This is a genomic window from Agrobacterium sp. DSM 25558, assembly GCF_900100825.1.
GTDB lineage: Bacteria > Pseudomonadota > Alphaproteobacteria > Rhizobiales > Rhizobiaceae > Agrobacterium.
This window is the reverse complement of sequence record NZ_FMUD01000011.1, coordinates 105,340-123,620: the sequence shown is the minus strand read 5'-3', so window position 1 is coordinate 123,620 and position 18,281 is coordinate 105,340. Positions and strand designations below refer to the sequence as shown.

At 57.6% G+C, this 18,281-nt stretch carries 12 protein-coding genes; 11 read left to right on the top strand and 1 reads right to left on the bottom strand.

Annotated features, from left to right (window positions below; translation table 11 throughout):
* Window positions 1–23: 23 nt before the first annotated feature.
* The 11 genes from DSM25558_RS11945 (at window position 24) to trxA (ending at window position 16,788) form a co-directional block, all read left to right on the top strand.
* Window positions 24–1,814: a sensor histidine kinase gene (locus DSM25558_RS11945; RefSeq protein WP_077104982.1), complete on the top strand. Its 1,791-nt coding sequence runs from the start codon at window positions 24–26 to the stop codon at window positions 1,812–1,814.
* Window positions 1,804–2,268 (top strand): HPr kinase/phosphorylase, encoded by a 465-nt coding sequence (locus tag DSM25558_RS11940; RefSeq protein WP_077104981.1) that lies wholly within the window; start codon window positions 1,804–1,806, stop codon window positions 2,266–2,268. The genes DSM25558_RS11945 and DSM25558_RS11940 overlap by 11 nt, the downstream gene beginning before the upstream one ends.
* A 125-nt stretch (window positions 2,269–2,393) precedes the next feature.
* Complete coding sequence (locus DSM25558_RS11935; RefSeq protein ID WP_077104980.1) at window positions 2,394–2,795, top strand: PTS sugar transporter subunit IIA; 402 nt, start codon at window positions 2,394–2,396, stop codon at window positions 2,793–2,795.
* A gap of 14 nt (window positions 2,796–2,809) precedes the next feature.
* Window positions 2,810–3,085, top strand: coding sequence for an HPr family phosphocarrier protein (locus DSM25558_RS11930; protein WP_077104979.1), 276 nt, complete (start codon window positions 2,810–2,812; stop codon window positions 3,083–3,085).
* Between the two features lie 130 nt (window positions 3,086–3,215).
* Window positions 3,216–4,616, top strand: coding sequence for an adenosylhomocysteinase (gene ahcY, locus DSM25558_RS11925; protein ID WP_077104978.1), 1,401 nt, complete (start codon window positions 3,216–3,218; stop codon window positions 4,614–4,616).
* A gap of 301 nt (window positions 4,617–4,917) precedes the next feature.
* Window positions 4,918–7,404 carry a sensor histidine kinase gene (locus DSM25558_RS11920; protein WP_143240088.1) on the top strand — a complete coding sequence of 829 codons (2,487 nt, stop codon included), beginning with the start codon at window positions 4,918–4,920 and terminating at the stop codon, window positions 7,402–7,404.
* Window positions 7,401–8,915, top strand: coding sequence for a tRNA (adenosine(37)-N6)-threonylcarbamoyltransferase complex ATPase subunit type 1 TsaE (tsaE, locus tag DSM25558_RS11915; RefSeq protein WP_077104976.1), 1,515 nt, complete (start codon window positions 7,401–7,403; stop codon window positions 8,913–8,915). Before DSM25558_RS11920 ends, tsaE begins: the two co-directional genes overlap by 4 nt.
* A gap of 10 nt (window positions 8,916–8,925) precedes the next feature.
* Window positions 8,926–9,657: a nucleotidyltransferase family protein gene (locus DSM25558_RS11910; protein ID WP_077104975.1), complete on the top strand. Its 732-nt coding sequence runs from the start codon at window positions 8,926–8,928 to the stop codon at window positions 9,655–9,657.
* A 9-nt stretch (window positions 9,658–9,666) separates the two neighbouring features.
* Entirely contained in the window at window positions 9,667–12,843 is a 3,177-nt protein-coding gene (addB, locus tag DSM25558_RS11905) for a double-strand break repair protein AddB (RefSeq protein ID WP_077104974.1), read from the top strand.
* Window positions 12,833–16,390 (top strand): double-strand break repair helicase AddA, encoded by a 3,558-nt coding sequence (addA, locus tag DSM25558_RS11900; protein WP_077104973.1) that lies wholly within the window; start codon window positions 12,833–12,835, stop codon window positions 16,388–16,390. Before addB ends, addA begins: the two co-directional genes overlap by 11 nt.
* Window positions 16,391–16,467: 77 nt before the next feature.
* Complete coding sequence (gene trxA, locus DSM25558_RS11895) at window positions 16,468–16,788, top strand: thioredoxin (RefSeq protein ID WP_067646133.1); 321 nt, start codon at window positions 16,468–16,470, stop codon at window positions 16,786–16,788.
* Window positions 16,789–16,937: 149 nt separating this feature from the next.
* Here the strand turns inward: trxA and DSM25558_RS11890 are convergent, their stop codons facing one another.
* A complete protein-coding gene (locus DSM25558_RS11890; RefSeq protein ID WP_077105012.1) occupies window positions 16,938–18,281 on the bottom strand; it encodes a bifunctional folylpolyglutamate synthase/dihydrofolate synthase in 1,344 nt (447 codons plus the stop codon).

Genomic DNA, 18,281 nt, shown 5'->3' with positions numbered 1-18,281 from the left:
GATAGCGGCGCTGAGGAACGACGTTGCTGAACAAGACGCAAGGAAGCGTATCGGATTATACCGATGCCGACGACCGTGAAAGCGGTCGGCGGCATCGTATTCATCCGTTGACGATTGTCCGGCGCATTTTTGGCAATGCGGTATTTTCCAGCCTCACCCGACGTATCCTGTTCTTCAACGTCGCGGCGACCGTGGTTCTGGTCGGCGGCATTCTCTATCTCAACCAGTTTCGCGAAGGCCTTATCGATGCCCGCGTCGAAAGCCTTCTGACGCAGGGCGAAATCATCGCAGGCGCGATTTCGGCCTCCGCATCGGTCGACACCAACTCCATCACCATCAATCCGGAAAAGCTGCTGGAATTGCAGGCGGGCCAGAGCATCACGCCTGTGCCCAACGATGAAGACCTGAGCTTTCCCATCAATCCAGAGCGGGTGGCACCCGTCCTGCGCCGATTGATTTCACCAACCCGCACCCGTGCCCGTCTTTTCGATGCGGATGCCAACCTACTGCTGGATTCGCGCCACCTTTATTCACGTGGCCAGGTTTTGCGCTATGATCTGCCGCCTGTTGTACAGGAAACGCAGACATGGAGCGAGTGGTTCGCGAGTGTCTTCAACCGCATGCTGCAACCCAGCAGCTTGCCGCTCTACAAGGAAACGCCCGGCGGCGATGGCTCCATCTACCCGGAAGTGATGAACGCCCTGACCGGCGTTCGCGGTGCTGTGGTGCGCGTGACCGAAAAAGGCGAACTGATCGTTTCCGTTGCCGTTCCAGTCCAGCGCTTCCGCGCAGTGCTAGGCGTGTTGCTTCTGTCCACGCAGGCGGGTGATATCGACAAGATCGTGCACGCCGAGCGTCTCGCCATCATGCGCGTCTTCGGCATTGCCACCCTCGTCAATATCGTTCTGTCGCTGTTGCTTTCCTCCACTATCGCAACGCCGTTACGACGTCTGTCTGCTGCGGCTATCCGCGTGCGGCGCGGGGCGAAAGCGCGCGAGGAAATCCCGGATTTTTCAGCTCGGCAGGATGAAATCGGCAACCTTTCCATCGCTCTTCGCGAGATGACCAATGCGCTCTATGATCGTATCGATGCGATTGAAAGTTTTGCAGCCGATGTTAGCCACGAGCTTAAAAACCCGCTGACATCCCTGCGCAGCGCCGTCGAAACCCTGCCACGCGCCAAGACCGAAGAGTCCAAGCAGCGGCTGACCGAAATCATCTTCCATGACGTCCGTCGTCTCGATCGTCTGATCAGCGACATCTCGGATGCATCACGCCTTGATGCTGAACTTGCCCGTGCCGACGCTTCACCGGTGGATCTGGAAGTGCTGCTCGGCAATCTGGTCGAAATATCCCGTCAGATCAGCGCCAAGAAAAAGAAGGTCACGATCGATTTCGCTGTCGACCACAAGCCAGGTACCAAAGTCAGCTATATCGTCAACGGTCATGATCTTCGTATCGGCCAGATCGTCACCAACCTCATCGAGAACGCCCGCTCTTTTGTCGACAGTGACAATGGCCGGATTTTTGTGCATCTGTTGCGCCAGAAAGATCGCTGTATCGTCCGCGTGGAAGACAATGGTCCTGGTATTCAGGCCGAAGATATCGATCGTATTTTCGAACGTTTCTATACCGATCGTCCTTCGGCGGAAGGGTTCGGCCAGAATTCAGGCCTGGGCCTATCCATCAGCCGGCAAATTGCCGAAGCGCATAATGGTACTTTGAAGGCAGAAAACATTATCGACAAATATGGCGTCATCTGCGGCGCACGTTTCAGCCTGTCGCTTCCACTTGCGCAAGCCAATGAGCGCTGAGCGAGCCAATATTCACGCCAGTGCCATCGTTGTCGGGCAGACCGGCCTTCTGTTCGTCGGCCCGTCCGGCAGCGGGAAAAGCGAGCTTGCTTTCAGTTTTCTAACGGAGGCTCAGCGCTGCGGCCTCCCTGTAGCGCTTGTTGCGGACGACCAGGTCTTAATCACCCTTCGAAATGGCATCGTGATCGCAGAACGACCCGAGCCGATCAAGGGACTTTTGGAACTGCGCGGCAGCGGCATCATCTCCATGAATAGCGTCGCAGAAGCGCCCATGCATTACGCGATTACATCGGTCCCGCACCCGGAGAGCCCTCGCCTGCCACCTGAAAACGAGATGATGGAGTTGGTCGGCGGCGCTCGTTTGCCTTTGCTGCGCATTCCGCGCGACAGCATCATGCCCTATGGAAAATTTGCTGCACTTGCTCAGAATCTTTTCATAACCAAGGGAATGTGAATGGAAAACCGGCAATTTGGGGCTTGCGCTTCGTATTTTCCTCATCAAGATGTGCCCCCACCGATAGACATGATTGCGGCATTGCGATAGTCGGCAATCAAGGTGCGTGCGAAAGGGAGCATTTCATGATCGGACTAGTGCTTGTCACCCATGGCAAGCTGGCTGAGGAATTCCGGCACGCGGTAGAGCATGTGGTCGGTCCTCAGAAATTGATCGAGACGGTTTGTATCGGTCCCGAGGATGACATGGATCAGCGCCGGCAGGATATTCTCGATGCCGTAGAGCGCGCCAATGACGGCAACGGCGTCATTATTCTGACCGACATGTTTGGCGGCACACCCTCCAATCTGGCCATTTCCGTCATGCACAACGGCAATGTCGAGGTCATCGCAGGCGTCAATCTGCCCATGCTCATCAAACTTGCGGGCATTCGCACCGAAGATAACATGGAGAAGGCCTTGCAGGAGGCCTCGGATGCTGGCAGAAAATACATCAATGTCGCCAGCCGCGTTCTCAGCGGCAAATAAAGAAGTTCATTTGAATGTCGCCTCTTTCGCGGGAATTGCTGATCGTCAACAAGCGCGGCCTTCACGCCCGCGCATCTGCGAAGTTCGTTCAGATGGTTGATGGCTTCGATGCGGAAATCACAGTCTCTAAAGATGGCATGACCGTTGGCGGCACCTCGATCATGGGCCTTATGATGCTGGCGGCCAGCCCCGGCTGCACGGTTGTTGTGGAAGCCAGTGGCAATCAGGCTGCGGAGGCCTTGGCAGCGCTCGAGACGCTGGTTGCAGACCGTTTCGGCGAAGAGGTTTGATAACCAAGCCATATAAAGACATAAAGACTTCTTTATATCATTATTGCCAGATTGATCTCAGCCTGATAAACCGCAGCCATCATTCGGGCAGCGGTTCGTCCTCTGCCTCCTTTTAAGCAGGAGACATTTTATGAGCGCTGAAAAAGACTACGTCGTTGCCGATATCAACCTTGCCGCCTACGGCCGTAAGGAACTCGACATTGCTGAAACCGAAATGCCAGGCCTGATGTCCTGCCGCGAAGAGTTTGGCCAGACCAAGCCTTTGAAGGGCGCACGGATTTCCGGCTCCCTGCACATGACCATTCAGACAGCCGTTCTCATCGAGACGCTGAAGGAACTGGGCGCCGACATTCGCTGGGCATCCTGCAACATCTTCTCCACCCAGGACCATGCGGCAGCAGCCATTGCCGAAACCGGCATTCCGGTTTTCGCGGTCAAGGGTGAAAGCCTCACCGAATATTGGGAATACACCGACAAGATCTTCCAGTGGACCGATGGTGGCTTCTCCAACATGATCCTCGACGATGGCGGCGATGCCACCATGTACATCCTGCTCGGCGCGCGCGCTGAAGCCGGTGAGGACGTTCTGTCCAAGCCTGACTCTGAAGAAGAAGAAATCCTCATCGCCCAGATCAAGAAGCGTCTTGCCGCTTCCCCGGGCTGGTTCACCAAGCAGCGCGATGCCATCAAGGGCGTGACCGAAGAAACGACGACGGGCGTTCATCGCCTCTACGACCTCAGCAAGAAGGGCCTGCTGCCTTTCCCTGCGATCAACGTCAATGACAGCGTCACCAAGTCGAAGTTCGACAACAAGTATGGCTGCAAGGAATCGCTGGTTGACGGTATCCGCCGCGCAACCGACGTTATGATGGCCGGCAAGGTTGCCGTCGTCTGCGGTTACGGCGATGTGGGCAAGGGTTCTGCCGCTTCGCTTCAGGGCGCTGGCGCTCGTGTCAAGGTCACGGAAATCGATCCGATCTGCGCGCTTCAGGCTGCCATGGACGGTTTTGAAGTCGTTCGTCTGGAAGACGTCGTTGCTTCGTCCGACATCTTCATCACCACCACAGGCAACAAGGACGTCATCCGCATCGAGCATATGCGCGAGATGAAGGATATGGCCATCGTCGGCAACATCGGCCACTTCGACAACGAAATTCAGGTTGCTGCTCTCAAGAACCTGAAGTGGACCAACGTAAAGCCGCAGGTGGACCTCATCGAGTTCGCCAAGGGCAACCGTATGATCCTTTTGTCGGAAGGCCGCTTGCTCAACCTCGGCAACGCCACGGGCCACCCATCCTTCGTGATGTCGGCGTCCTTTACCAACCAGGTTCTGGGCCAGATCGAACTCTTCACGAAGCAGGGCGAGTACAAGAACGACGTTTACGTGCTGCCAAAGCACCTCGATGAGAAGGTCGCGCGTCTGCATCTTGAGAAGCTGGGCGTGAAGCTGACAGAACTTTCTGATCTTCAGGCAGATTATATCGGCGTGTCCAAGACCGGTCCATTCAAGGCTGAACACTACAGATATTGATTTTATGGTTAATATCCACAATTAACGCACTAGATATGGATATGGCGGGCTTGACAAAGCCCGCCATATCTTTTTCCGCCCTCCCTTCACGGGGGTTTCCGAAGGCGGTATTGTCACAAGACTTGATTCGTGCGCGGGCATAGCGCGCGGAAATGGGATGTCTTGTCGAGAATGCGGCACATAGGACGGAGACAGACCGGGGATGACGGTAGATAATTCACGCGCGCAAAAGCGGGCGAAAAAAAACGACGAGCCGGGCAGTCTTGATGCCTCGGTATCTAAACGCTTGACGACCTCACTTATGGGGACCGTGAGCGTTCTCCGCGATAAGGCGAAGACACTTTCAGTCCTGATGGCAGGAACTGTCTTGAGCGGCTTTGCGGCTGTCGCTCATGCACAGCAAAACACGGTTTTGCAGACTGGAGAACGCCTGTTCTCGTCTTCAGAAACCATAACCTATTCCCTCTTTATCGGTGTCGTTTCGGCTACGCTGTTTTCAATCGTCTGGCTTGTTCGCCAGCGTGGAAACATCGAAGCTGAAACCAACGAATTCAGAGCAGCTCTTTCCGAAGCCAATGCCAAGATTTCAAAATACGAAGCGCTGATTGCGGATAAGTCCCGCCGCATCGTCATTTGGGAAAGCTCCAGCCAACGTGCAGAATTCATCGGACAGCTGCCGCCTGAAACCGGCGTTCCGCAGGCTGACCACGATTTTCTGGCTTTCGGTCGTTGGCTTCGCCCAGCCTCCGCAGCTCCGCTTGAAAAAGCTATCGAGAAATTGCGCAGCCACGCACAAAGTTTCGATTTGACCGTCGAAACGCAGCGCGGCGAAGTGATCGAGGTTCAAGGTCGCGTATCCGGCGGCAAGGCGTTTGCGCGTTTCGTTGCTCTGAACAATCTGCGCGCCGAACTTGCCAATCTGAAAGTCGAGCGTGAGCGGCTGGTATCATCGATCTCGACATTCCAGGATCTTCTCGACAGCATTGAGCAGCCCGTCTGGCGGCGCAATTCCGAGGGCGCACTGACATGGGTGAACCATGCCTATGCGCAGGGCGTGGACGCCCGCAATCCGCAAGAGGCTGTGACCGAACAGCGCGAATTGCTGAACACCGTGACGCGCCAGAAAATCCGCGCGAGCGCCACACCTGAATCGCCCTATCATGACCGCATCTCCACGGTGGTTTCCGGCAACCGAACCTTTTTCGATGTGGTCGATATCAAGACGCCGGGCGGTTCCGCAGGTATCGCCATCGACACGACGGAAGCCGAGACCGTGCGTGAAGAGTTGAAGCGTACGCTGAAAAGCCACGCCGAGACATTGGATCATCTGGCAACACCGGTCGCGATCTTCGATGGCCGGCAGCGTCTGCAATTCTACAATCAGGCTTTCGTCAGCCTTTGGGGCCTTGATCTGGTTCTGCTGGAATCCAAGCCTGACAATTCCGAGCTTCTGGACCGCCTGCGCTCCGATGGCAAACTGCCCGAACAGTTGAACTGGAAGAGCTGGAAAGAGACGGCTCTTGCCGTGTACCGGTCCCTCGATACGAAAACCGACCTCTGGCACTTGCCGAACGGACAGACGCTGCGCGTCATCGCCACGGCGCACCCGCAGGGCGGCGCAACCTGGGTGTTTGAAAACCTGACCGAGCAGGTCGATCTACAAATGCGCTATAACACGCTGGTCAAGGTTCAGGGTGAAACCATCGACCATCTGTCCGAAGGTGTAGCCGTGTTCGGTGCGGACGGACGCATCCGCCTGTCAAACCCCGCCTTCCGCGCGCTCTGGGCTATCACTGGCGAAGAAGCCGAAGCCGGCAAGCATATTCGCTCTATCGAAGAAGCATGCTCACAATCCTATGAGAAGCCCGATGGCTGGCGTGCCTTCAGCCAGTTCATCACCAGTTTCGATGATGAACGCCTGTCGAAACAGGGCACGCTCGAACTTCTGTCCGGTCTTGTGCTGGATTACGCCATCATTCCTTTGCCGGATTCGCAGACCATGCTAACCTTCGTCAACATGACGGACAGTGTGCGTGCCGAGCGGGCGCTGAAGGAAAAGAACGAAGCGTTGCGCAAGGCGGATGAGCTGAAGAACGATTTCGTCCAGCACGTGTCCTACGAGCTTCGCTCGCCTTTGACCAACATCATTGGCTTTACCGACCTTCTGAAAACGCCTGGCATCGGCGAACTCAGCGAGCGTCAGGCGGAATATCTCGATCATATCTCCACGTCTTCGTCAGTGCTGCTGACGATCGTCAACGACATTCTCGATCTGGCGACAGTTGATGCGGGCATCATGCATCTCAACTACACCGAGAACGATCTGAACGAGCTTCTTGCCGATGTTTCGGTGCAGATTACGGATCGTTTGCAGGAAAGCGGTGTTTTGCTGGAAATCGTCGCCCCCGCACATCTGGGCGCAATCGTTGCCGACCATCAGCGTCTGAAGCAAATCCTGATCAAGCTGTTGACCAATGCCGCAAACTTCGCGCCCGAGGGTTCGGCAATTACCCTGACGTGCCAGCGCAGCGAAGGCGATTTCGTCTTCTCCGTGGCAGATCAGGGGCCGGGCATTCCGGAAGATATGTTGAAAACCGTGTTTGATCGCTTCTCGACCCGCGGCAATGGCGGCCGCCGCACCGGAGCGGGCCTTGGCCTCTCCATCGTTGAAAGCTTCGTCAGCCTTCACAGTGGCAATGTCACCATCGACAGCCGCCCGGGTGAAGGCACGGTCGTCAGTTGCCGTATTCCATCCGGCTCACATCCGCATTCCATCGCCGCCGAATGAACGAGACGATTTCGCCTATTTCTATTTTCCTCGCCGACGAAGCCGAGACGATCCGGCTGGGCGAGGAACTGGCACTGACCGTGAAACCCGGCGATTGCATCGCCCTTGTGGGCGATCTGGGCGCGGGCAAATCGACGCTGGCGCGCGCGCTCATCCGGGCAGTTGCCGGTGACCAATATCTCGAAGTTCCTAGCCCGACCTTCACCATCGTTCAGTCCTACGATCTTCGTTTTCCCGTCGCGCATCTCGATCTCTATCGTCTCTCCGATGTCTCCGAACTGGATGAGCTCGGCATCGACGAGATGCTGTCAGATGGCGTTTGCCTGATCGAGTGGCCAGAGATGGCGGCCAGTGAGCTTCCGAAAGACAGCACCATCACTTTGCGGCTTACCCACCGCGACGAAGGACGCTTGGCGACCATCGATGCGCCACCAAGGCAAAAAGAACGGCTGGAGCGCGTGCTTGCCATTCGCGAATTCCTTGAAAGCAACGGTAAAGGGCATGCGTCCCGCCAATATTTCAGCGGCGACGCAGCTTACCGCACCTATGAACTGATAAGCGACGCCGACGGCCAGTGCCTGCTGATGGACTGGCAGCCGCCGCCGAGGGGACCAGTCATTCAGGATGGCAAAACCTACGCCGAAATCGTGCACCTTGCCCGCGAAGTGACACCTTTCATCGCCATCGACCGCTATCTCACAGACAAGGGTTTTTCCGCGCCCGCCATTCTGGCGCAGGATCTGGAACGGGGCATTCTGCTTCTCGAAGATATCGGGCGCGATGGCGTCTTGGACGTCGATGGTGCCCCGATTGAGGAGCGCTATCTGGCAAGCGTCGCCTGCCTTGCCGCCCTGCATGACGCACCTGCCCCAGGCGATATTAGCCTTTCGAATGGCGCGATCTATCAGGTACCGCCATTTGATGCGGATGCAATGAAGATCGAGACGTCTTTGTTGTTGGACTGGTATCTCCCGCATATCCGTGGTGGAAAGACCAATGACAGTGAAAAGCAAAGCTTCTTTGCCGTCTGGGACCAGCTGATCGAAAAACTCGATGATGCGGAGACCGGGCTTTTGCTGCGGGATTTCCATTCACCCAACATTATCTGGCAACCCGAAAAAACCGGCATCCAACGGGTTGGTATCATCGACTTTCAGGATGCTATGATCGGGCCAACGGCCTACGACCTCGCCTCCATCGTTCAAGATGCCCGCGTGACAATTTCACCGGATATGCAAGCGCGGCTGATGGAACACTATCTCGATATCCGGCGCAAAAATGCTGATTTCGATGAGAAATCCTTCCTGAAAGCCTTCGCCATCATGGCCGCACAGCGCAATTGCAAGCTGGTGGGCATATGGGTGCGGCTGATGACGCGCGATGGCAAGCCACATTACATGAAACACATGCCGCGCACCTTCTCCTATCTGCGCTCGGCACTTGAGCACCCTGATCTCGCCATCCTGCGCAATTGGTTTGAGCGTGCAGGCATCGATATCCACAAAGAGTGAAGTGTCCTCCATGACGATCAGACAAGCGATGGTGCTGGCGGCGGGTCTGGGTACCCGAATGCGACCGATTACCGATACGATCCCCAAACCTCTGGTGCATATCGCCGGGCGGCCGATGATCGATTACGTCATAGATGTTCTCGTTGAGGCAGGCGTCGAGACCATCGCCATCAATGTACACCATCATGCCGACCAGATGGTTGCCCATCTTGAGAACCGCAAAGACGCCAGAATTCTGATTTCCGACGAGCGGCAACAGCTGATGAATTCCGGCGGTGGGCTTGCCAAGGGCTTGAAGCTGCTGGAGCCCGGACCTGTTCTGGTCATGAATGCCGACCTGTTCTGGGTTGGCGAGACGTCTGATGAAACAACCAACCTACAAAAGCTTGCCGCGTTTTTCGACGCTGAGACCATGGATATGGCGCTGCTCTGCGTCGATATGGACCGCACCACTGGCCACAACGGCAAAAAGGATTTCAACCTTGCCGATGATGGCACCTTGACGCGCTACAACGAAGGCGAACCGCGTCCAGTCGTTTATGCCGGTGCAATCGCGATGGATACGCGGCTTCTGGATGACGCGCCCACTGACGCCTTCAATCTCAACATCTATTTCGACCGTGCCATTGCCCAAAACCGGCTTTTTGGCCTGTCACTATCAGGTCAATGGATTACCGTCGGCACGCCGGATGCTATAGAAGATGCGGAACGAACCATCGCAGCTGTAGCAACCGACAAGTGAGATCACCCATTGGCGCATGCCAAGCGTATTCTAACCATCGCCCCCGGAACGCCATTTCTACGAACGCTTGCGGCTGCTCTGTGCGATGGTAGGCTGACAACTGGCTTTCGCTACGATGCCGCTGATCCGCTGTCGTTGGCTAAGGTCACCATCTATGTCCCCACCCGCCGTTCGGCGCGCGTACTGCGTTCCGAATTCGTGGATTTGCTCGGCGGCCAATCGGCCATTCTGCCGATCATCCGTCCCTTGGGCGAAACGGATGACGATAGCGGCTTTTTCGACATCGAAACGCCCGCGACCATTGACCTCGCCCCACCGATTTCCAGCACAGCGCGGCTGGTCGAGCTTGCGCGTTTGATCCTTGCATGGCGCAACAGTCTGCCGGACGCCATCCGTGCCGTGCATTCCGATTCGCCGCTGGTTGCACCCGCAAGCCCTGCTGATGCCATCTGGCTGGCCCGCTCGCTGGGCGAAGTCATCGACGCCATGGATACGGAAGACCGGGATTGGGACGCACTGTCCAAACTCGACACCGCTGACCATGCGCAATGGTGGCAACTGACCGCCGATTTCCTGAAGATCGCCAGCGTCTTCTGGCCTGCGCGGCTGGAAGAACTCAACAAATCCTCGGCAGGCAGGCACCGCAATGCGATTTTGCGGGCAGAAGCCGAGCGCTTGACGAAGATCGGATCGAATGATCCCATCATCGTTGCGGGTTCCACAGGTTCCATTCCGGCAGCGGCAGACTTGATTGCAGCTGTCGCATCCCTCTCCCAGGGCACCGTCGTTCTGCCGGGCCTCGATATTGAAATGCCGGAGGATCAATGGCAGTCGATCAATGAAAGCCCCGACGATCCGTCCAGTCGCACGCATTCGCAATATGGCCTCTTCGTGCTGCTGCAAAAGCTGGGCGTATCGCGCAATGATGCCGAACAGATCGGCATGCTGGATAGTGACCTACAAGACCGTGCCGCAATCTTTTCCACCGCTCTTGCCCCGGCCAAGGCCACCAGCGAGTGGAACGAGTGGCGCTCCGAAAAAAGCGATGCATTTTTCAATGAAGCCTTCGCCACCGCTTCCATCATAGAGGCAGCCAATGAGCGCGAGGAGGCAACGGCGATTGCGATTGCCCTTCGTCTCGCCCTTGAAAAGCCCGGCACAGGTGGCCAATCTCAGGCCGCACTCATCACCCCGGACCGTGGGCTTGCGCGCCGCGTGGCAACAGAGCTGGCCCGCTTCGGTATCGAGGCAGACGATTCCGCCGGTACGCCATTGTCCGCCACGCCACAGGCAGGCCTGTTGATGCTGGCCCTCGAATCCATCCTGCGACCCGGTGATCCAGTTGCAGTCATGTCCCTACTGAAACATCCGCTGGCCCGCTTCGATCTTAGCGAAGAGGCGGTTGGTCAAGCGGTCGCCGGGCTAGAGCTTCTGGCGCTTCGTGGTGGCAGAACGGAAACCACGCTCGACACGCTGGAAGCGCTGCTGCAACAGCAACTCACCCTCCACATCAACGACCGGCATCCACCGCAATGGCGTAAATCGCTGGCCGAGGGTACCGACCTCGCCGCTGCCGACCTGGCGCGCCGCATCAAGGCTGCCATTGAGCCGCTGGATGCCGCCTTTATTCGCAAAGACCTCGTCAGCGGCCGGTTGACAGCACGTCTTACGCTGGCCGACTGGGCGGAGCGGACAGGCCGGGTGATCGAGGCCATGTGTGTCGATGAGAGGGGTGATCTCGCCAATCTCTGGTCGCATGAAGCGGGTGAGAAACTGTCTGGTCTTCTTTCCGAACTCATGGAATGCGGCAGCGTGCTGGAAGCCGATGGGCCGCAATGGATTGATATCATGACGGCACTGATTGCTGGCGAATCGATCAAGCCTCGCGCCATGCGCCACCCGCGCGTCTTCATTTTCGGTGCGCTGGAAGCCCGTCTTCAAAGCGTCGATACCGTCATCATCGGCGGATTGAACGAGGGGATCTGGCCTGGACAGACAGCCAACAATCCTTTCCTATCCCGCAACATGAAAACCGCCATCGGTCTGGAGCCGCCGGAACGGCGCATCGGCCAGCTGGCGCATGATTTCGAGATGGCGAATGGCACGCGTCATATTTTTTACACCCGCGCACTGCGCCAGGGCTCGACGCCCGCCGTTGCGTCGCGCTGGCTGCAAAGGCTACTGGCGCTGGGTGGGGAAGAGTTCGCGGAGACGCTGAAAGCGCGCGGAACCGCGTACCGCCATTGGGCCACCATGCTGGATGAGGGTGAAAGCCAGCAAGCCGCCAAGCGCCCTGCCCCGACACCGCCTGCGGAGCTGCAACCGAAATCCTATTCCTTCAGTGAAGTTGGCAGGCTGCGGCGCGATCCCTATTCCATCTATGCGCGGCGCATTCTGAAGCTTGATCCGCTGGACGAGTTCAACCGCGACCCCGGTGCTGCCGACCGTGGAACACTCTATCACCGCATCATGGAAACCTATTCCCGCGAAGAGCATGTGCCCGGTACGCCCGCTGCCGAAGAGGCAATGTTTCGCGTGCTACATGCCTGTTTCGATGCGGAAAACCTGCCACCGCATATCGATGTGGTCTGGCGGCCCCGTTTTGAAGCGGTCGCGCGCGAGTTTATGAAATGGGAAAAAGACCGTCGCGCGCTGGTCAAGCGCAGCCATATCGAGGCGCGGGCCGGACAGGAAATTCCGGAAGCGGGCATTCGCCTGACCGGCGTTGCCGACCGCATCGATATCAAGACCTCTGGCAAGGCCGATATCATCGATTACAAAACCGGGCTTTCCCCTTCCGTCAAACAGGCCCGCTCGCTGCTCGATCCGCAATTGCCGCTGGAAGCGGCGGCCCTGATGCGCGGTGCCTTCCGCGATACAGGCTCCCCAATACCGGAGGATTTGATCTATGTGCGCCTGCGGCCCGGCGAACGCTTCGGCACGGATACGATCAACAATGAACACGCCAAGGCAACAGCGAAAGTTGCGCCAAAGTCGGCAGTGGAATTGGCGGGTGATTCGATTGATCAGCTGGCCAAATTCGTAATTTCGCTTCGCGAGGGCAAGAACGGTTTCGTTTCGCGGCTGATCCCCGAAGAGCAGCAGGCCTATGGCGGCGAATATGACCACCTTGCCCGCGTGTCCGAATGGTCGACGGCAGAACCGGGAGATGGCGATGCTGAATGATATCATCGATCACGGCCCCGAACAGGACGATCCTAAAAGCTGGATCGACTGGACGAGCGCACAGCAAACCCGCGCGTCCGACCCCAGCAGTTCCGCCTGGGTGTCGGCCAATGCCGGTTCCGGCAAGACGCACGTTTTGACGCAGCGGGTGATCCGCCTGCTTCTGGCCGGGTGCCGCCCATCCGCGATCCTGTGTCTCACCTATACGAAGGCCGCGGCATCAGAAATGTCAAGCCGCGTGTTCGACAGGCTGGCAGACTGGGCCACGCTTTCCAACGCCGATCTCAGCAATCGCATCACCGCCATAGAAGGCCGTGTTCCCGATCTCATCAAGCTGAAGGAAGCACGACGGCTGTTTGCAAAAGCGCTGGAGACGCCGGGCGGCCTGAAAATTCAAACCATCCACGCCTTCTGCGAAGCACTGCTGCACCAGTTTCCACTGGAAGCCAATGTCGCCGGGCATTTCTCGGTGCTGGATGACCGTGCCGCCAGCACGCTGCTAGCAGAGGCACGCCGCACGCTGTTGACCGCCGTCTCCATGGAGGCCGATCAGCCGCTTGCGCAGGCGCTGGCTTACGTTCTCGATATCGCAGACGAAACCGGGCTGGAAGCGCTGCTTAGCGCCATCGTCTCCAACCGTAACGCAATCAGCGGCTTTCTCGAACAGGCGCACCGTAGCGGTGGTATCGATGCCACGCTTCGGGCCAAGGCCAATATTGGCCCGCAGGAAACAGAAGAAACGGCAGCAGCAGCCTATTGGCCCCTGCCCGGTCTCTCCGGTCTGTCGATGGAAACCTATCTAACCCTGGGCGATGAAATCGGCGGATCTCGCGTGATCGATGTCGCCTACGCGCTTCGTGAAGCCGCCCGCACGACCGATATTTTCAAGCGCGTGGAGTTCATCGAAGCAGCGCTTCTGACCTCGCAAGGCGCGCCGAAGTCGGATGCGTACGTCATCAACAAGGCGATGCAGAAATCGGCCCCTGCTCTGCTGGACGATCTGACGGCGGCGCGCGCCCATGTGGTGGCCTGCCGGGATCGCTACCGCACAATCCGCATGCTGGAAGCGACGAAACATGCGCTGACGCTTGCGGAGCGGTTGATCGGTGATTTCGAAGATTTGAAGAAGCAGCGCAGCCAGCTGGATTTCGAGGATCTAATCGAACGCGCTGCGACACTGCTCAATCGCGATACGGCAGGGGCCTGGGTTCATTACAAGCTGGATCAGGGTATCGATCACATTCTGGTGGATGAGGCGCAGGATACCAGCCCCGTGCAATGGTCCATCATCCAGTCACTTGCCGCCGATTTCTTCCATGGTGAAACGGCACGCGATGGTCGGCGCACGGTGTTTGCCGTGGGTGATGAGAAACAGTCGATCTACTCCTTCCAAGGCGCGCGACCCGAACGGTTTTCGCAGGAGAGCCGGGAAACACAACGTCGCGTTACCGCCGTGGAACAGACATTCCATTCCGTCCGTCTGCCCTTGTCCTTCCGTTCCACAGACGATGTTCTTGCCGCGGTCGACCAGGTCTTTTCCCTGCCCGAGCATGCGGAAGGCCTGAGCGCCGAAAAGGAACCCGTCGAGCACCGCTCCAACCGCCATGGACAGGCGGGCACCGTCGAACTGTGGGACATGATTGCCGCCGAGCCGGTGGAAAATGAAGAGGACTGGACTGCCCCCTTCGATGCGCTGCGCGAAAGCGCCCCGCCCGCCATCGTCGCACGCCGCATCGCTGCCCGCATTGCCGAGATGATCGGTAAGGAGACCGTGGTCGAGAAAGGCGTGGAACGCACCATCGAGGCCGGTGATATTCTCGTTCTGGTCAGAAAACGCCACGCCTTCGTCAATGCACTGACCCGCGAGTTGAAACAGCGAAAGAACATTCCCGTTGCCGGTGCCGACCGCCTCCGTCTGACCGACCACATCGCCATTCAGGATCTGCTGGCGCTTGGCCGCTTCGTGCTGTTACCGCAGGACGATCTGTCTCTATCGGCGCTGCTGAAAAGCCCGCTGTTCAATCACTCGGAAGAAGACATCTTCGACATCGCTGCAAAACGCCCGCCGGATACCAGTGTATGGCAGTATTTGCGAGTGGTATCAGAACAGCCGGAGGGCAGTCATTTCGCTGCTTCCGTGGCGCAACTTTCACACTTTATCGAACTGTCGAAGACGCAGACGATCCATGACTTTTTTGCTGCCGTGCTGACCTTGCATGAAGGCCGGGCAAAATTCCTCGGGCGGCTGGGCAACGAAGCCAGCGACGTTCTGGACGAGTTCCTGTCCTTTGCGCTCGATCATGAACGCACGGGACTTCCCGGCCTGCAATCCTTTATTTCCGTGATGGAAACCGACGCGCCTGAGATCAAGCGCGAGCAGGATAAAGAACGCGGCGAAGTCCGCATCATGACGGTGCATGCATCCAAGGGTTTGGAAGCGCCTGTTGTTTTTCTGGTCGATGGCGGCTCCAAGGCCTTTATTCACAGCCATCTGCCAAAACTGCGTTTCATCGAAACCCATGATGCCTCGCTGCCCATCTGGCTTCCGGGCAAAGGCTTCGATAATGCGCTGGTGTCGAAAGACGAAGACCGCCTCAAGCTTTCGGCCGAGCAGGAATATCGCCGTCTTCTCTACGTGGCGATGACGCGTGCTGCCGATCACCTGATCGTCTGCGGCTATCGTGGACCTCGAGAAAATCTCGATTGCTGGCATGCGATGATTGCCCGTTCGCTGGCCGCAGATGAAACCCGCTGCAAACGCCAGACGTTTTCCGCAGGTGGCGAAGAGTGGGATGGTTTGCTGTGGCATTCGACCAACCGCGACGCCAAGACCATCGCCAAAACCGAATCGCCGCCCCTTCCCGTTCGGGATGTGCTGCCGGCATCTCTTATGCAGCCTTTGCCACCACCACCGGTTCTGCCGCGCCCGCTCAGCCCTTCCGGTGCCGGAACGATCATCGATGACGGTTCCGAGGACCTTCTGGTCACCTCGCCGCTGTTTGCCAAACAGGAGGTCTCATCCGGTCTTGCCCTGCAACGCGGCAAGCTCGTTCACCGGATGCTGCAGACATTGCCGGAATACCCACTGGCACAGCGTGACGATGCTGCCCGCCGGTATGCGGAACGTGCCGCCCGGTTCTGGCCCGAGCACGAGCGTGAAAAACTGATCCGCTCGACGCTGGCAGTGCTGTCGGAACCTGCGCTTCAGCCCGCCTTTTCCGCTAACAGCCGTGCAGAAATCTCGATTATGGGGACCTTGCGGCTGGGTACGAAGGACTACGCCGTATCTGGCCGGATCGACCGACTGGCGGTAGATGGAAACCGCGTTATTCTGGTGGATTACAAGACCAACCGCGTGCCGCCCGTCAAAGACGCCGACATACCCTTGGCGCACAAGGCGCAGCTTGCGATCTACAAAAGCATTCTGGAACCGCTTTATCCTGATAAGGTCTTTACCTGTGCGCTGGTCTATACGGAAAACGCTTCGTTCGTGACGCTCAGTGACGATGCGTTATCCGCTGCCCTTGCTGCAATCGAGACAAAATGAGATACCGGACATTGAAATTGCCGGCCATCGGCATCACATTCTAATCAACCAAAGAGACACCGAAAGGAGAGCCATCCATGGCTACCGTGAAAGTCGATACGTCCAACTTCCAGGCCGAAGTTCTTGATTCCGTCGAGCCCGTCGTCGTTGATTTCTGGGCTGAATGGTGCGGCCCGTGCAAGATGATTGCGCCGAGCCTCGAAGAAATTGCAACCGAACTGGCAGGCAAGGTGAAGGTCGTCAAGCTCAACATCGATGAAAACCCAGAACTGGCAGCACAGTTCGGCGTCCGCTCGATTCCGACGCTTGCGATGTTTAAGGGCGGCGAAGTGGCAGACATCAAGGTTGGCGCAGCGCCCAAGACTGCGCTTTCTGCCTGGATTTCCAGCGCCGCTTGATTGAGTGCAAAAGATAGAATGAGAAAAGCCCGGCCATTGCCGGGCTTTTTCTTATGAAATCATCGCAACACTCCACCGACATCCTCGGTCTTGACCCGAGGATGTCGGGGATGGAGCGGCTCAATTCTCAAAGTCGATATTCGCGGGCTTTAATTCGGAACCGTGCCGTTCAACGCCAGCGCATTGCCCGCCAGATATAGCGATCCACCGATCAAAATTCGCGGTGCCGGTTTGCCAGGCACGAGACGCTTCGTCAGCTCTTCCAAGGCCTCCTCGATCGAGGATGTCGGCGCGGCAACCAGCCCGGCATCAAATACTGCGTGCGCCAGTACCACCGGGTCGATGGCTGCATCCGTTCCGTGGATCGGGACCGTGAAGACGTATTGCGCTATATCGGCAAACGCCTTGAAATATCCGACCTGATCCTTGGTGTTGATCATACCGGCAATCAAAAACAGCGGGCGCGCCTGCTTTTCTTCAAAACCGGCCATGGCCTCGGAAATGACTTCGCCGGCACCGGGATTATGCCCGCCATCAATCCAGATTTCCGAACCGGGCGGTGCCAGATCGACGATGCGGCCGGTCTTGATGCGTTGCAGGCGGCCTGGCCATTCGACCGAGGCCATTGCCGTTTCGATCATCCGTTCCGTTACCTCGAAACCGGCAGCCTTGACGGCCCGGATTGCGGCAGCGGCATTGGCCAGTTGATGGCGACCGGGAAGACGTGGCAATGGGGCGTCCACCAGGCTGAACTCATCTTGATAGACCATGCGACCGAATTCTTCGTGGGCTGAATAATCCTGCCCGTAAACGGCTGTCGGGCATTTCAGGCGCTCTGCGGTTTGCACGAGCACATCAAGCGCGGCATCATATTCCTGATGCCCGATGACGACGGGCGATCCCGCTTTCATGATCCCGGCTTTTTCAGCCGCGATTAACTCGACGCTATCACCGAGATAGGCCTGGTGGTCGAGCGAAATCGGCATGATGATCGAAACCGCAGGGTTCGTGATCACGTTGGTAGCGTCAAAACGGCCGCCAAGACCAACCTCGATGATAGCAGCATCGGCTGGATGTTCCGCGAACAGAACGAAGGTAACGGCTGTTAGGATTTCGAAGACGGTGATCATCTGACCGCCATTGGCAGCGGCGACACGTTCCAGCGCTTCCGCCAAAACAGCATCTTCGACATAGCGGCCCTTTTCGCCACGAATGCCGAGACGGTAGCGCTCATACCAATTGACGAGATGGGGAGAGGTGTGGACGTGGACGCCAAGGCCCGCAGCTTCCAGAAGCGCGCGGCTGAAGGCGGTGACCGAACCTTTGCCATTGGTGCCGGCGACATGGATGATCGGCGGCAGCCTTTTGTGCGGATTGCCGAGTTTTTCGAGGAGGATGGTGATCCTGTCGAGTGAAAGATCGAAGCCTTTGGGGTGGAGCCCCAAAAGCTTTTCGATGATCTGTTCTGCCTCGCTTTGCGCGGGCGTCGTCAT

Excerpts from the sequence above, each read along its gene's own strand:
- tsaE (WP_077104976.1), top strand. The coding sequence starts at position 7,401 with ATGAACGAGACGATTTCGCCTATTTCTATTTTCCTCGCCGACGAAGCC.
- ahcY (WP_077104978.1), top strand. The coding sequence starts at position 3,216 with ATGAGCGCTGAAAAAGACTACGTCGTTGCCGATATCAACCTTGCCGCC.
- DSM25558_RS11940 (WP_077104981.1), top strand. The coding sequence starts at position 1,804 with ATGAGCGCTGAGCGAGCCAATATTCACGCCAGTGCCATCGTTGTCGGG.
- DSM25558_RS11935 (WP_077104980.1), top strand. The coding sequence starts at position 2,394 with ATGATCGGACTAGTGCTTGTCACCCATGGCAAGCTGGCTGAGGAATTC.
- addA (WP_077104973.1), top strand. The coding sequence starts at position 12,833 with ATGCTGAATGATATCATCGATCACGGCCCCGAACAGGACGATCCTAAA.
- DSM25558_RS11920 (WP_143240088.1), top strand. The coding sequence starts at position 4,918 with ATGGGGACCGTGAGCGTTCTCCGCGATAAGGCGAAGACACTTTCAGTC.
- DSM25558_RS11890 (WP_077105012.1), bottom strand. The coding sequence starts at position 18,281 with ATGACGACGCCCGCGCAAAGCGAGGCAGAACAGATCATCGAAAAGCTT.
- DSM25558_RS11930 (WP_077104979.1), top strand. The coding sequence starts at position 2,810 with ATGTCGCCTCTTTCGCGGGAATTGCTGATCGTCAACAAGCGCGGCCTT.
- trxA (WP_067646133.1), top strand. The coding sequence starts at position 16,468 with ATGGCTACCGTGAAAGTCGATACGTCCAACTTCCAGGCCGAAGTTCTT.
- DSM25558_RS11910 (WP_077104975.1), top strand. The coding sequence starts at position 8,926 with ATGACGATCAGACAAGCGATGGTGCTGGCGGCGGGTCTGGGTACCCGA.